Annotated in this window: 11 protein-coding genes; 9 read left to right on the forward strand and 2 right to left on the reverse strand. The window is 51.6% G+C overall.

Translation table 11 applies throughout. The annotated features are described in order from the left end of the window. Positions 1-56 precede the first annotated feature (56 nt). The 8 genes from A3848_RS20055 (at position 57) to A3848_RS20090 (ending at position 10779) form a co-directional block, all read left to right on the forward strand. Positions 57-1352, forward strand: a complete 1296-nt coding sequence (locus A3848_RS20055; RefSeq protein ID WP_074086873.1) for a phosphoribosyltransferase family protein — start codon at positions 57-59, stop codon at positions 1350-1352. After that, positions 1349-2503, forward strand: a complete 1155-nt coding sequence (locus tag A3848_RS20060) for a cysteine protease StiP family protein (protein ID WP_074086633.1) — start codon at positions 1349-1351, stop codon at positions 2501-2503. The genes A3848_RS20055 and A3848_RS20060 overlap by 4 nt, the downstream gene beginning before the upstream one ends. Beyond that, the gene (locus tag A3848_RS20065; protein WP_074086634.1) at positions 2500-3330 is read left to right on the forward strand and encodes an HAD family hydrolase; all 831 of its coding nucleotides are present in this window, start codon (positions 2500-2502) and stop codon (positions 3328-3330) included. Before A3848_RS20060 ends, A3848_RS20065 begins: the two co-directional genes overlap by 4 nt. Then, positions 3330-4400 (forward strand): ATP-grasp domain-containing protein, encoded by a 1071-nt coding sequence (locus A3848_RS20070; RefSeq protein WP_074086635.1) that lies wholly within the window; start codon positions 3330-3332, stop codon positions 4398-4400. The genes A3848_RS20065 and A3848_RS20070 overlap by 1 nt, the downstream gene beginning before the upstream one ends. 24 nt (positions 4401-4424) lie before the next feature. Then, positions 4425-5135, forward strand: a complete 711-nt coding sequence (locus A3848_RS20075; RefSeq protein WP_074086636.1) for a hypothetical protein — start codon at positions 4425-4427, stop codon at positions 5133-5135. A gap of 14 nt (positions 5136-5149) precedes the next feature. Continuing rightward, a complete protein-coding gene (locus A3848_RS20080) occupies positions 5150-6250 on the forward strand; it encodes a toxic anion resistance protein (protein WP_074086637.1) in 1101 nt (366 codons plus the stop codon). A 207-nt stretch (positions 6251-6457) separates the two neighbouring features. Further along, positions 6458-9637, forward strand: coding sequence for an S-layer homology domain-containing protein (locus A3848_RS20085; RefSeq protein ID WP_074086638.1), 3180 nt, complete (start codon positions 6458-6460; stop codon positions 9635-9637). Between the two features lie 335 nt (positions 9638-9972). Beyond that, complete coding sequence (locus tag A3848_RS20090) at positions 9973-10779, forward strand: formate/nitrite transporter family protein (RefSeq protein ID WP_074086639.1); 807 nt, start codon at positions 9973-9975, stop codon at positions 10777-10779. Positions 10780-10969: 190 nt separating this feature from the next. On the opposite strand, the gene A3848_RS20095 is transcribed toward A3848_RS20090, so the two are convergent. After that, entirely contained in the window at positions 10970-11416 is a 447-nt protein-coding gene (locus tag A3848_RS20095) for a rhodanese-like domain-containing protein (RefSeq protein WP_074086640.1), read from the reverse strand. A gap of 118 nt (positions 11417-11534) precedes the next feature. Between A3848_RS20095 and A3848_RS20100 the strand changes: the two genes are divergently transcribed. Next, positions 11535-12404 (forward strand): LysR family transcriptional regulator, encoded by an 870-nt coding sequence (locus tag A3848_RS20100; protein ID WP_074086641.1) that lies wholly within the window; start codon positions 11535-11537, stop codon positions 12402-12404. A gap of 157 nt (positions 12405-12561) precedes the next feature. Here the strand turns inward: A3848_RS20100 and A3848_RS20105 are convergent, their stop codons facing one another. Next, a complete protein-coding gene (locus A3848_RS20105; RefSeq protein WP_074086642.1) occupies positions 12562-14874 on the reverse strand; it encodes a TPM domain-containing protein in 2313 nt (770 codons plus the stop codon). Positions 14875-15005: the final 131 nt, after the last annotated feature.

Genomic DNA, 15005 nt, shown 5'->3' on the forward strand with positions numbered 1-15005 from the left:
TCAAGGTCACTGAAACCTCTAATCCTTTTCATATGCCTGTTGAAACCCTATTCTCCATGGCAGCCCGCATCAACAAAAAACGTTCGTTCCTCTTTGTCAGCAAGGTGCTCGGTAAGCATATCCCTGTTAATCCATATACCCCGCTGCTCAGCGGAGCTGCGCTGGCACTCTTGCTCTATCGGGAGATGAACGGAGAAGCTGCGTATGACTCGATGATGGACAGGCTTCTGGATCAAGCGGTTCAAGGCATGATTCATCCGGAGTATGCGGAGGCGGCTTATCATGATCTGCTCGAAGCCCAGCTGGTTCTTCCTGAGCGTGTTTTGTTCATCGGCTTTGCCGAAACGGCAACGGCCCTGGGGCATAGTATGTACAACATGTTCGCTGCGGGTGCAGCCTATATTCATACTACCCGTGAAGACATTCCGCAGCTTGCATCGGTGGTCAGCTTTGAGGAAGAACATTCTCATGCGGTTGATCATTTATGCTATGCCCTGAATGCTGAGCTGCTGTCCGGGGAAGAACCGATTGTGCTGGTGGACGATGAAATTACTACCGGCAATACAGCGATTAATACAATCCGTGATATCCAGTCTAAGTTTCCGCGCAAGGAATATGTGGTCGCTTCACTGCTCGATTGGCGCAGCGAATCCAATATTCAGGCTTACCGTAATCTGGAGCAGGAGCTGGGCATCCGTATTCGGGCATTAAGTTTGCTGCAGGGAACGATTGAAGTCACAGGCACCCCTCAGCTTAACTTGGTAGAATCGGGTTCCCACACTTCCGCAGCCACTGAAGCCCCTGTGATTATCACGTATGTACAGGATGGTCTGGAACGGCTGAATGTGACCTCCGCGGATTCTTTAGGAGAAATCAACGCTTCACCCTATCTGAGGCAGAGCGGCCGTTTTGGAGTGGAATCGCAGGATAACAGGCAGCTGGATCAAGGGATAGCGCAGGTAGCGTCACAGCTTCGCGCTCTGCGTGAAGGGGCAACTGCGCTTGTGCTTGGTGTTGGCGAGTTCATGTATCTGCCTATGAGGATTGCAGCGGAGATGGGTGAAGGGGTCAAGTATCAATCCTCCACCCGCAGCCCGATTCATCCCGACCGGCGTCCGGATTATGGTGTACACAGCGCAGCGGCGTATCCTTCGGCTGGCGATCCCGGAATTTCGAATTATATTTATAATGTGGATCCGGGTCGGTATGACGATATTTTTGTACTTCTTGAGCGTGATGTGCCCCGCCGGAGGATTGAACCGATGACGGATATTCTGAAGCGGCTGGCAGGGAACAAGGTGCATCTGGTCATACTTGCCCCGGATACGGAAGAGGGAGGTTTGGCCGGATGAAGGGAATAGAACTTGATGAGCTTATGAATAGAAGAATCGCACCGCCCGTACCGCTGGGCAGTTATCCCCCGTCCGATGTTACGTTCCTGCTTAAGGATCTCAGCAATGTGTCATTGGAGCGCCCGACCGCTGAACGGGAAGAGGCGATCCAGTCCGGTGTACATTATTCTGAAATGCTCCCGGTTGAATATCAGCCGACAGCCCAGTATATTGAACTGTTCCATGAGACGCTTCAGCAATCGGCGGAGAAGGTAGCGCTGGAAGTAGCTATTGTCTCCGAAATGATTGTGGCTCAGCGGGGGACTGAGGATACCGTGCTGGTGTCCCTGGCGAGAGCGGGCACACCCATTGGAGTGTTGATTAAACGATATATCGCTGAGCGTTACGGGGTGGAGCTGCCCCATTACAGCATTTCAATTATCCGGGGCAAAGGCATTGATGAGAATGCAATCCTCTATATACTTCAGCGGCATGGAATGGATGCGAAGCTGCAATTTATTGACGGCTGGACCGGCAAGGGCGCCATCCGCCGGGTATTGATAGAGGCTTGCAGCAGCATGTATAAGAAATATGGAATTATTCTTAGCGATGATCTGGCAGTGCTTGCCGATCCGGGGCATTGTTCGGGAACTTTTGGGACCCGTGAGGACTATCTGGTTCCGAGTGCGTGTCTGAACTCTACAGTGTCAGGGCTGATGAGCCGTACGGTTCTGCGTGGCGATCTCATTGGACCCGAGGAGTTCCATGGTGCCAAGTTTTACAAGGAGTGGCTGCAGACGGATCTCTCGAATGTGTTCATTGAGGCGATTACACCCTATTATCCTTCGGTGATAGAGGAAGCCCAAGCCGTTGCTGCAGGTATGCTGGCTTCTCCTCCTGAGATTTCCTGGCAGGGGCTGAGGGATATCCAGAGTATTCAGGAAACCTTCGGCATAGTGGATATTAATCTGGTGAAGCCCGGGGTCGGCGAGACTACCCGCGTGCTACTGCGCAGAGTACCATGGAAAATTCTTGTCGATACTATGGACAACCCGAATCTTCGTCATATTCTGCTGCTGGCGGAGGACCGCGGCGTTCCGGTCGAGGTTTTCCCCGGCCTTACTTATTCCTGTTGCGGGATTATCAAGCCGCTCAAAGGGGAGAGCGAATGATCTATGCCAGCGATCTGGACCGTACCCTGATCTACTCCCCCAGTGCGATTGGCGTTCCCGAGGATTCACCGGGCCTTATTCCGGCTGAGGTGATCGACGGGAGGACGGCATCCTATATATCGCAGCATGCTCTGGAGCTGCTTAAGGAGCTTGCAGCCAAAATAATTTTTATGCCGGTCACTACACGGACCCTGGCACAGTACAGACGGATTCACCTGTTCCAGGACACGGTCATTCCCGATTACGCGGTAACCAGCAATGGCGGAAACATTCTGGTGAACGGGGTTGTGGATCAAGAGTGGCGGGCAACGATAGGCAGGCTGGTGGAGCAGGGGTCAGCGGCGGCTGAAGAAGCCAGAAGGCTTGTACAATCTGTGGTCCGGGCAGAATGGATCATCAGTGAGCGTTATTGCGACGAGCTGTTTTACACCTTTGTCGTTCATCGTGATTTGCTTCCCTTAGATGAAATCACAAGGCTGGCAGAGCATTTGGACGGCATGGGCTGGAAGGTTTCGCTTCAGGGCCGCAAGCTGTACGTAGTCCCTGAGGCAGTCAATAAAAGCGATGCAATCATCCATGTGCGGCGTACCGTTCACTCTGAGCCCATGGTGGCTTCAGGCGATTCCCTGCTGGACAAAAGCCTGCTGGCGAGCGCTGATTACGCGATAGCCCCTTGCCATGGAGAAATATTTGCCGAGCAGCAGGCAGGTCTAGTAAAATTAGAATATCCTTTTACGAAGAAGGCCGGTGTATTTGCCGGGAATGAGATTATGGAATACGTACAGAGGTTGTACAACAATTTGACAGCACTAGGAGTTGGGCCATAATGAAAAAGGTAAACATTTATTTTAACCGATGGTTTTCCGTATCCTTTCATTATATGAACCTCATCCGCAACAATGAGGATGGCATCCCTGTTCAAATCTTCGCCACCCATCCCGATATCCGGCATATGTCGCTGCAAGGCGCTGATGTTGCCGGAACGGAGCCCATGCTTGAAGGGATCGAATATGTGCAGTTCTGTGTGGATTTCTGCCGCAGCAATGAGATCGATATTTTTATTCCGCGGCTGCACATGCTGGACATTGCCTTACACGCATCTTTGTTCGATGCCATAGGCACCAAGGTGCTTGTCTGCCGTGATGTGGACCTGCTGGAGAAGATTATGGACAAGGGCAAGTTTTATGAGAGTGTCAAAGAGACCGGAATCATGACGATTCCGGATTACCATGTGGTTAGCACAGCGGAGCAATTCAAGGCAGCCTATGAGGATCTTGCGGCCAAAGGGCATCAGGTTTGCTTCAAGCCGACTGAAACCGAAGGCGGGCTTGGCTTCCGTATCATTGATAATACCCGCAATCCTTTGCAGGAGCTTTTTGACCATGTCACGCCTTACATATCTTTTGAAGATGCACACCGAATCCTCTCCAGTGTGGATTCTTTTCCGAATCTGATGGTGATGGAGCTTCTTGAAGGTTTTGAGTACAGCATAGACTGTCTGGCCGACGAGAATGGAAGACTGCTTGCGGCGGTGCCGCGCCGCAAGGCGGGCGGGCGTCTGCGGCTGATGGAGCATATTCCGGAGCTGGAGCAAATTGCTTCACGTGTGGCCGAATCTTACCGGATTCCGTTCAATTTCAATATCCAAATGAAATACAGCGGCACGATCCCCAAGCTGCTTGAGATTAATCCCCGGATGTCCGGAGGGCTCCATATCTCCTGCCTGTCGGGAATTAACTTCCCTTACCTGGCAGTCAAAAGCGCGCTGGGCGGCGAGGTCCAGCCGGCGGGATTCGCCGGCAACGTGCTGGCCAGCCATGTGGAACAGCCGCTGATCATGAGAATAAACAGCGAGTCCGTAGTTACAGATGCCGTGAACCTGAGCGGCGGTTCATAAGTCTGCTCACAAGAGGTGAGAATAATGCAATTAAAAGGGAAAGTATTGTTGTATGGCGGAGCCGGCTATATTGTTGCCTTGCTGACGAGTGCTTTTATACCTGAGATAATCTCTCTGCTGCTGCCGGTGGCCGGTGCAGGCGTCGCGATTATAGGCGGTACACAGCGGATTAATCTGCCGGCAGAGGTTCTTCCGGCTGGACAGCGTGAAGGGGAAGAAGCGATAGCCCCTTCACCTGCAGCCCGTAGCCTTGAGGCGGTCGGCGCTTCCAGCAGGTCTGCCGCTGCAGATGGACAAGCCTTTGCCGGACGGGAGAGAGCTGGGATTCAGATTGGGGCGGAATTCGCTCCGGTGGTGGAGTATCTCAGCATTTTGGAGGATATGATTATTTCTGAAGGGCAGAAGGATACGCTCGATAATGAGATTGTCGAGAAGTCGCTGGCGCTCTTTGCCAGGCTGCAGCGCATCATTCCTTTGCTGCAGGAGCTGGGTAACGGGGAGATTAATCATACCGTCCGCAGGCTGGTGCTGAAGGATCTCAATGGTGTAATCAATCCGTTTCTGCGTTTGGGTGGTGAAGCCAAAACAAGAAACCGGAGAATGCTGCTGAACGGTCTGCGTGATGTCGATACCAAGATTTCGGATATCGCCTCGACGATCGAGCATAAAGACCTGATGGAACTTCAGACCAAGGCGGAACTGATTCATCAGCGGTACAGCAGTTCCGAATTATAGGAGGAGGGAAACCCATGTCCACGCAGTTGATTGAGCTCAAAAAAGAAGATGAGCAGAAGGTTGCCCTGGAGGCCTCTCAGCTGATTGAGAAGGTCGCCAAGACAGACACCGTTGCCCTGGATTCCTTAATGGATGATATCGGCAAGCTGGGAGTGAAGACGCAGGAGAAGGCGGGGCAGACCCTGAAGCTGCTGGACCGTCCGGTGAATGATCTGATGTCCGGCAAACGGGTAGAAGTGCCGAATATGATTATGAAGCTGCGCAATGAGTGCGAGACGCTCCAGCAGAGCAAGAACGTCAGCTTTTTTGGCAAAATGCTCCGTAAGAGTCCGCTCAAGAATTACGTATACAAGTATCAGTCCGTCCGCACGAATATTGATGCGATTGTAACCGGCTTGCGTGACGGACGCGATACGCTCGAAGAGAGCATCGTCAATATGCGCCAGCTCAAACGCACCTCTATGGAGGAGATTTACAACCTGCAGACCAAGATCGCCTTCGGCAACAAGCTGAAGGAGCTGTTCGAGGCTGAAATCGCCAAACCCGAAAATGAGTTCCGCAAGGCATATCTGGAACGCGGGCTGCGTAAGGTTATGGTCCGAATCCAGTCTATGACCGAAATGATTCTCCTGTATAACCAAGCCATTGCCGCTACGGATATCATCAACGACAACAATGATAAGCTGATCGATTCCGTAAATAACGCGATTGATAAAACATCGAATCTGATCACTGTCTCGGCGATGATTGCCATGTCTCTGGCCGATCAGGAGAATGTCATCTCTGCGGTGGAAGCGACGAATAAGACCATTGAAGATCAGTTCAAGGAGAACGCGCGTCTGCTGCGTACCACTACGGAGAAAACAACAGAATTGCTCTCCAAGCCCTCTATGTCGCTCGAAGCCGTTAATCAGGCTATTGGCGATCTGCTAAGCGCCTTGGATACCTCTGAACAGTCCAACCGCCGGATCATCGAGAGCTGCCAGGATTATACGTCCAAAATGACAACCATCAACACGCAGCTGAACAACCGCCTCGGATTGAATGAAGGCTCACAGCCGCAGGCCTTGAAGCAGGCGGAACCCGACAGCGGGCTTAGTAACTTTTTGAACTAAGGATTGTAATCAGCGGATCAAACTTAAATTGGACAAGCCTGCTCAGCTTTTGGCAGGCTTTTTTGGTGCTTGATTGCATACTTCTATTTCTATTAATTGTGTAATTTGCAATGGGCTGATATATTTGCATAGAATAAGAGGGTAATGTTTCCAGTTGTGCTTGCTGAGGGCTACATAACGGACACACAAAACAGGGAGGGACAGGAAATGGGCAGGATATTTCGCGGATTGTTGGCGGGTGCGCTAGGAATAGGCGTGCTGTTTGGCTCGATGGGTGCTGCTGCGGCTGAAACGGTGAAGGACTATGAAGGCCACTGGGCGCAGAATACGATTGAAAAGTGGCTGGACAAAGGCCTACTGAAAGGGTTTGAAGATGGATCGGTAAAACCCGATCAATCCATAACCAGAGCCGAGTTTATGGCGATTGTAAACCGCTCTTTTGAGATTGCTAGTTTATTCGACAAGAAAGAAGTTCCGAAAATAACGTTCTCTGATGTCAGTGCCACCAGTTGGGCCTACAAAGAGGTGGCTATGGCCGTTGGGGCAGGCTATGTTCAGGGCTACAACAACAAGGCGCGTCCGAATGCACAGATTACCCGCCAAGAGGCGGCGGTTATTATAAGCAGGTTGTTGAAGTTTGAATTAACGCAAAATAAAGCAGAGGCTCTGGCGGGCTTCAGTGACCGTGGAGAGGTTGCGGCATGGAGTGCAGGCAGTGTCACTGCGCTTATTAACGCTGATCTAATGAAAGGGTACCCGGATGGGACATTTAAACCTAAGAAGCCGTTGACCCGGGCGGAAGCGGTAACTCTAATTGAGCCGATGCTTCAAGTGAGCGGCGGCGCAGAAATTTTTGATCATGCGGGTGTTTATGGAGGAGAGGATGAACAGAACCGGTGGACTTCCGAGACTGTAGTTATCTCCGCCGACGGAGTTACACTCCAGAACGTGACAATCGTGGGTAATCTTCTGCTGGATGCCGGAATTGGCAATGGAGACGTGACCTTGAAGAATGTAACCGTTCGTGGCACTACTACTGTCAAGGGAGGGGGAGGCGATTCTGTTCACTTCATTAACTCCCAACTGGGGGATGTGGTTGTGAACAAAGCGGGTGGAGCGGTCCGGTTAGTATCCGAAGGCACCACCAGTGTGAAGCAGGTAACAGTGCAGACCTCCGCCAAGCTTGAGGAAAGCGGGGTTACAGGTGCTGGGTTCACCAATGTTACGGTTGATCAGGACCTCACTTCCAGCGGTCCCTTTGTTCTGTCTGGAGCATTTGATACTGTAAATATTAACGCCAAAGCCGTCATGCAGCTGACTAAAGGTTCAGTGGCAGCACTCAGCATAGGTGCTGCGGCGGGGAATGCCTCAGTAGATATTGCGAGTGGAACTAAGGTAACCAAAGCGGTGCTGGATGCGTTCACCAAGGTGACCGGAACCGGCCAAGTGGAGACAGCGATCCTTAATGACGGGGCTAAAGGCTCTTCGTTTAATACCAAGCCGCTCACCATAGAGGGTCCGCAAAAGGATTCTTTAGTTATTACGACGGCTTCTGCAACGCCAACACCGGCAGTGATCATTGGCGGAGGTGGCGGTGGAGGAGGAGGAATAGCTACGGCTACACCAACCGTAACTATAGCGCCAACTCCAGCTCCAACGGCGACACCAGTTCCGACCGCGACTCCGGCATCAACGGCCACACCAGTGCCAACAACGCCGGTTAAAGAGATCCCGCTACTTCAAACCTATATTATTGCTTCTCCAGATGCTACGGTAACGAATGCTGTGTACTTGCAGTTTGATTTTAGTTCGATTCCTGAGTCAATTCTCAAAAGCACAGGCACCGCCTCCTACTATATTACTTCCACACCCATTGATGACAGGGATCTGCGTTGGGAGTTATACAATAAAAGAGCTTTCTTAACTATGAGTACCCTTCCGTACCAATACAATCCGATCTATAAAATGACAGTGCCTAGCGATTATGTCGGAACAGGCGGAGACAAATATGTGACGGTTGTGTTCAGGGGTAAGGATGGGGCAGCCGGCTACAGTACTCAAAAGGTGAATTTACATCCTTCACTTACCAGCTCAGCGGCCAATATTGCAAAGCTTGCAAGTGGTGTAACGATTGAGCGGGATAAGCAAATGATTGACGGAAGCGCAAAATATTCCGACATTGTAGATGTTTCGAATGTTTTATCTCAGAATGAAGAGGCGGCTTATTACACTATTACTCCAAAGTACGTGGACACTGTTGCCGCCAATCATGAATTGAGCGATCTGCTCTCTTTTTCGCTCAGACTGTATAACCAAAAGCGTATCCGGGTAGTAGAGGCTTATAATTATACCCAGCCTGTAGATGATATCCCATTGGCTGTTGAAGTGCTGAAGGATCTGAAAACTAATATTGAGCAGGAGTACACTATTATCTTTTACGATAAGACCTTGCAGGCTATCAGCTATTATGAAGGAAAGGTTCATCTTAGTGACCAACTGGCCGTCGAAGCCGCCAAGGAAAGAATTAGTGAAATTCAGGGCTACTCGACGACAGTGCTGGAAGCAGAGAACTCCATCCTGAAGGCTTCGAACGCGTATTCCGTACTGAGTGATGCACAGAAGGCGCAGATTAGCCAGACTGACAAAGACAAGCTGGAAAAGGCGCTAGGTGATCTGGAGACGATGCGGCATGCGGGCCCGCTGGGCAGCAGTCTTTCACAGATTTATTCCGATATTCGGATAAGTGATACGGAATTCAACGGAACAACTATATTCGCATATAACCAGTATTATCCTTATACCTTGAGAAGTGAAACTTCATTCATGTCTTTCTATCTTACGGAAAATCCAATTACCTTGGCGGATATCAAAGGCTCAAAAGGAATCGGCATCCAGCCCTTTGCGGACTTGGCCTACCTTCGGAAGCTGGACAAAAAAGGCGATTACTACGTAACCGTAGTGTTCTACGATAAAAGTCTTCAGCCCGCACGTTATGCTACTCAGCGGATCACCATGTCTCCCAATACGCCTGTATGGGATGGCACAGCCGTTCAGGTCAAGGAAGGCGTATCCTTGCTGCGGGAATATGGCAACAGCCTGCGAATGGATTATGTTACGTTTAAGGATTATCTGAAGGCACACCCAGAAGCGGCCTATTTTTCATTCACGACTGGATCTACTCTCAATGCCGCCGGAAAAAGCTTCACTGCGGAGCAAGCGGTACAACAGATGAATCCATATCATCCGACCGATTTCAGCGATACGTACTACCCGATGCTATTTGAAGACAATCAAGCTTTGAATGGAAAGTCTGAGGATTACATTATCGTTTTCTATGATAAGAATTTTAAAGCCATCAGCTATTACATGGGAAGCTTGGCCGACTAATCTAGAAGTGGTTCCCGATCATATTCCACCACTCCCCCACATAAGTTGTCACTGAGGCGGCATATGGAGGAAGTGGGGATAAGCGGATGGTTCTGGGGTGTTTGATACTTGTGCTTATCGTCGTAGCCAGCAGTGAGAAGGCAGCGGCTATTGTCAGGTTGAATGATCCGGGCGATGACAGTTAGGGCAGCAGTGTTGGGGTTCTCCGATTAGAATCCAAAAAATTTAAGATATTCCGTGGTTCAAGCGATTTCCAGCGGTTTATTGGGTATAATAACCCGGAGGCTGTCTTCAGCCTCACATCGCTGAAAATACGAAGCTAATGCGGAGGTCACATGGAGAACGAGGCACTGCTGCAGGTAGAGAAGTTGGCTCTGAAGAAACAGAAGATTTACAAGCAGAGTATTTTCCGTTATATCGCCAGGGCAATGCTGGCCAGTATGTTCATTGGCTTCGGTGTCATCGTAGCGTTCAAGACCGGTAACTTTTTCTACATGGAGCATTCGCCGATGACGTATCCGATGGCGGCGATTACGTTTGGAGCAGCCATCATTCTGATCTCGTATGGCGGAGGCGATTTATTCACTGGAGACACCTTTTATTACACGTATGCCGCCTTAAGACGCAAAATGCAGTGGACCGAGGTTGTACGGATGTGGGTCATGAGCTACATCGGTAATATTCTCGGGGCCACTGCATTTGCGCTGCTGATTTTTTTGACGGGGTTATTCTATGACTCCAGTGTGAACGGATTTCTGCTGAATGTGGTGGCGCACAAGATGGAAGCCCCAACGATGCAATTGTTCTTCCGTGCAATTCTTTGTAATTGGCTGGTATGTCTGGCCTTTTTTGTCCCCATGTCTATGAAAAGCGATGGAGCCAAAATGTTCGCCATGGTTCTGTTCGTCTTCTGCTTCTTCATTTCCGGCTATGAGCACAGTATCGCGAATATGTGTACGTTTGCGATTGCACTCGTACTGGATCATCCCGGTACAATCTCCTGGGGCGGTGTTCTCCACAATCTGGTGCCGGTCACTTTGGGGAATCTAATCGGAGGCGGCGTGCTGATGGGCGTAATGTATTATTATGTGAACAAGCCGTTTCTGGATGAGCAGCATGACGAGCCTAAGGATATGCACTAAGAAAAGAGGTTCAGCCACATGATCAGCGGCTCTGCAGTGTGCTGATAACCGGCTGTAGCGAATCGGCATCAGCCAAAGCCAAAGCCCCAAGCAAGCCCGCTTCCGCCTAACCGTGGAGGACGGGCTTGTTTGTTGTTAAATAATTTCCGCCAAATAATAGACTGTCATCCAAATAAGGCAGATAGAGCACTTATTCCTGCCGCGTATTCCAGTATAGGGGCGCTTTCTCGCCAAGCGTGCCTTCCAGTGCCCCGCCTTCTTTGCGCCAGTACTCGATACCTCCGAGCATTTCCTTCACCGGATAGCCCTGGGCAGCCAGTCTGGCAGCAGCTTTGCTGGCTCCATTGCAGGCAGGGCCCCAGCAGTAGAGTACCAGGACCTCTCCAGTGGAGAACTCGGGAGAGCCGCTAGCAAGACGGCCCGAAGGCAGGGAGACAGCTCCCGGCAGGTGGGCTTCTCCGTAGGAACGGGTGTCGCGGACATCCACCAGAGTAAACCCGGTGATCCCCTCACGCAGATCAAACGCTACATCAGCCACATCGGTTTCAAAAGAGCCCTTAGCTGTAAAATAATTCAGGGCTGCTGCAGGGTCGGCTGCGGGCACAGCCAGTACCTGTGATTTAGGTGTGATGATCATAAAGATTCCTCCTCTGGGATATCGTGCTGGCTTTATTGTATAATGAATCTATAATTGTAGTTATCTATAGTACTTGATGATAAATATCGAAATTTTCGATAGTTCGGGAGAAATTACGATGGAACTCACCTATTTGCGGACCTTTTGTGAAGTAGTATCCAGCGGAAGTTACACGCGGGCGGCAGAGAAATTAGGCTACGCCCAATCGAGTGTGACTGCTCAAGTTGCCAAGCTTGAGGAAATGTACAGGGCGATCCTGCTCGAGCGTTCGGGACGGGGGATGATTCCGACCTTTGCGGGGAATAATCTTCTGCCGTATGCCCGGCAAATGCTGGCGCTCAGCGAAGAGGCCAAGGGAATGATTGCGGGAGGGGACCGGGGCGTACTGAATATCGGGGCCATAGAGACCCTTGCGGCCTATTACCTGCCACACCGGCTGCACCGCTATAGATTGCGGTATCCCGAGGTACAGCTTCGTGTTCAGCCCGGCTCGGAGGAAGGGATTATTACGGCGGTTAAAGATAAATCAGCAGATTTCGGACTGATCTTTGATGTGACGTACAGGTCCGATGAGATTATCGCGCTGCCGCTGCGCCAGGAACCGTTGTATGTAGTCACCCATCCGGAGCATAGGCTTGCCAAAGAAACGGAGGTTACTTCCAATCAGCTGGCTGACGAGCCGTTGGTGCTGACGGAGGATTCATGTACTTACCGCAAGCAGTTGCTGCAGGAGCTCAAGGCGGCGGGCATTGCTCCGCGTATAGACATGGAATTCGGAAACCTTGAGGGAATCAAGCAGGCGGTGCGGCATCAGTGGGGGACAGCCTTCTTGCCTCGCTATGCTATTGAGGAGGAACTGAACACTGGCGTCTTAACCGGAATTCCCTTAACCGGGAAGCAAGAGAAGTTTTACATTCAGCTCATATACCGCAAGGAGCGCATGCTATCCCCGGTTTTTGAACACTTTATTGCAGAGATGAGGCAGTAATGAATTGCCCTTTAAAGTCCAAATATAAGAATCCATATGTCACGCATGAAATGATCTTTCACTTATTTGCACAGCTCCCAAGGTAACAACTGCATTCCGGCAAAAAACGCCTCCGGCCAGAAATTGGGCCGGGGGCGTTTCGGATAAATCTGAATGTCTACCATTTGGAGCCGCCAGAGGAGTTTCTGCCGGATTTGCCTCCCCCGCCTCCCCAGGACGATCCCCCGGAGGAACGGCCGCCGCCTCCCCATGAGGAGCCTCCAGAGGATCGTCCTCCGCCGAATCCACCCCCAGAGGAGGAGCGCCTGCGCGCCTGCTCCCGGCGCTGCTGTTCCCGCAGGATCGCCAGCTGTGCCAGGCGCTCCTCTTCTTCTTTCTGGCGTATCAGCCGGTTCGCTTCCTCTACGAAGGAAGAAATCCGGGATGCATAGGAGCGTCCCGCGGCCTCCAGCTCATCAAGGTTGTAAGGCCGGGTAGCCAGTCGCTGCTCCAGTTCAGCATGCTCCGGCAGCAGGGAGAGCTGGAAGGGGCTTCTGGAAGCGATCCCCTTGCTTTGCAGCCGGTTCTGGGCCGTATCAACCTGGGCTTGCCCCTCAGAGAAGAGCCGGGTAATGTCAGACAAGCGTTGATTCAATGTGCTCAGACTTTCGCTGATATGATCGAATTTCTGTACGGTTTCTTCTTGCAGCTGAAGCAGCCGGTCCAGGCCGCTGCGGGCGTTGTCGTATTCCCCGCGCTGGTCGCTGGTCCAGGTTTCGATCTGCGGCACTTCGCCCGCACCCTGACGGAGCTGTGTGCCCGATGTCTCAAGCGCTTCTGCAAGAGGACTTAGATGATACTCCTCAAATCGGCTGCGGGCTTCAGTAATCTGGCCTTGCAGCTCATTGCGCCGCTGAGTCAGCTCACTCCAGCGGCCGCGAATCGTAGCCAGATCCCTCAGGTTATTCTGGCGGATCAGTGCCTGACGTTCTGTCATGAGGACGGCTTCACCAAGCAAGGTGTCCATTTGGGCAGCGATTCTGCGTACTTCATCCATATCCCCGATACGGAGAGGCGCTTCAAGCGTTGCTGAGGCTGAAGAGGCCTGGTCAAGACTATCATAAGGCTTAACCTTCATATTGTGGAGGGAGTTCTGTTCAATCAGTGTTGCAATTTTGCTGCGTGCAGCTGCCACAACCCCTGGAAATTTATTGAGTTTATCGTCATAAGTATCAACATCCCGCAGATCCTGCTCGATTTGTTCCTGCCGTTCTTGGGCTTCCCCGGTCATATCCTGTGCGGCAATCGGGTCGAAGAGCTCCAGCTCATCCGCTTTGGCAGTTTCCTCGGCCAGTTCCTTCAGATCCTCCGCGATTTCCTCCAGCCCATAGCCGGTCTCCTTCACTGCGCTCTGGAGATATTCATTCAATTCAGGCGCATCCTTTTTCAACTCTGTAATCTGCTGTTTGACATTGCGGTCGGCATCACTGATTACAGCTATATGCTGCTCCTCTTCCTCAAGTGCTGAGCGGTAAGCCTCCTCGGCCTGCTGCAGCTCTGTACTGGCTTCTTTGAGTGCCTTCAAATGATAGAACGGAGGCAGGGAACTCTGGCCTGAGCTTTGTAATGCGGAGATTTCCACCAGCTTGGCTGACAGCCTTTTGGAAATTCCCTCGACCATTTCCCCGGTTTTCCCCTGAACAATGCCCTGGAACGGCTGAAGGGATTCCAGGGCATGATTGGCCCTTACCAGCAGGTCTGCCAACTGCTCCTGCTGGCTGCTAAGCTGTCTCCGTCTGCGCAGACCAGTGAACAGCACATACAGTACTATTGCCAGCAGTACAATCCCAATGACGAGCGCTGCTAGTGTGAGTAGCCCAAGGCCGGAACTGCCGCTCTCTGCACGTCCAGAACCGCCGCTGTTCCGGCTGTCCGTGGTACTGCCTGCTGCTGCGCCGCTGTTCGGGGACCCGGAACTTCCACCGTCTGCAACTGCACCGCCGCTTGTGCCGGCAAAGGAATGAAGCTCCTTAATCATGGAGCGGATACCCCCGGCAAAATCGCCTTCCCGCACATAGGGAATGAAGTACGTATCCAGTATTCTCTGGATGGCCGCAGTACCCGCAGCCCCGCCGTGGGCTTGGGACCAGGTGTTGATCTCCTTCTGGAGACCCGGGTTCAGGAAATTCAGTTCAACCTGCTGGTCTTGGGCAGATATTAAGAGAAGAACATCCTGCGGCGTTAAGGCCCAGGAGTCATATACGTCTGTGGCATAGGCAGAAGCCTCAGCCCCATCCAGGGAATCCACGGTCAATACCCGAATGGTATAGAGGTCACCAGCAGCAATGGCTGCAATATCAGCCGCCTCCTGATTGGTGAGCAGACCGGCTTTATCGGTAACCATTCCCTCCTGTGCAGGAATTCCCGCCGCGTACACATTAGGCATCCATAGGAGGCTGAACATCAGGAACAAGACAACATATTTTTTCAAAGGGGCACGCTCCGATCTGAAGGGGGTCTAGTGTACTGTATATTATGCTGATAATTATACTATATCATTAAACACCCTACGGCTGTTCACTTGGGATTCAACACCCGAAGAACCCAAAAAGCCGCATTCCC

Origin of the sequence: Paenibacillus sp. P32E, from assembly GCF_001909085.1 — a bacterium.
Lineage (GTDB): Bacteria > Bacillota > Bacilli > Paenibacillales > Paenibacillaceae > Paenibacillus_AQ > Paenibacillus_AQ helianthi.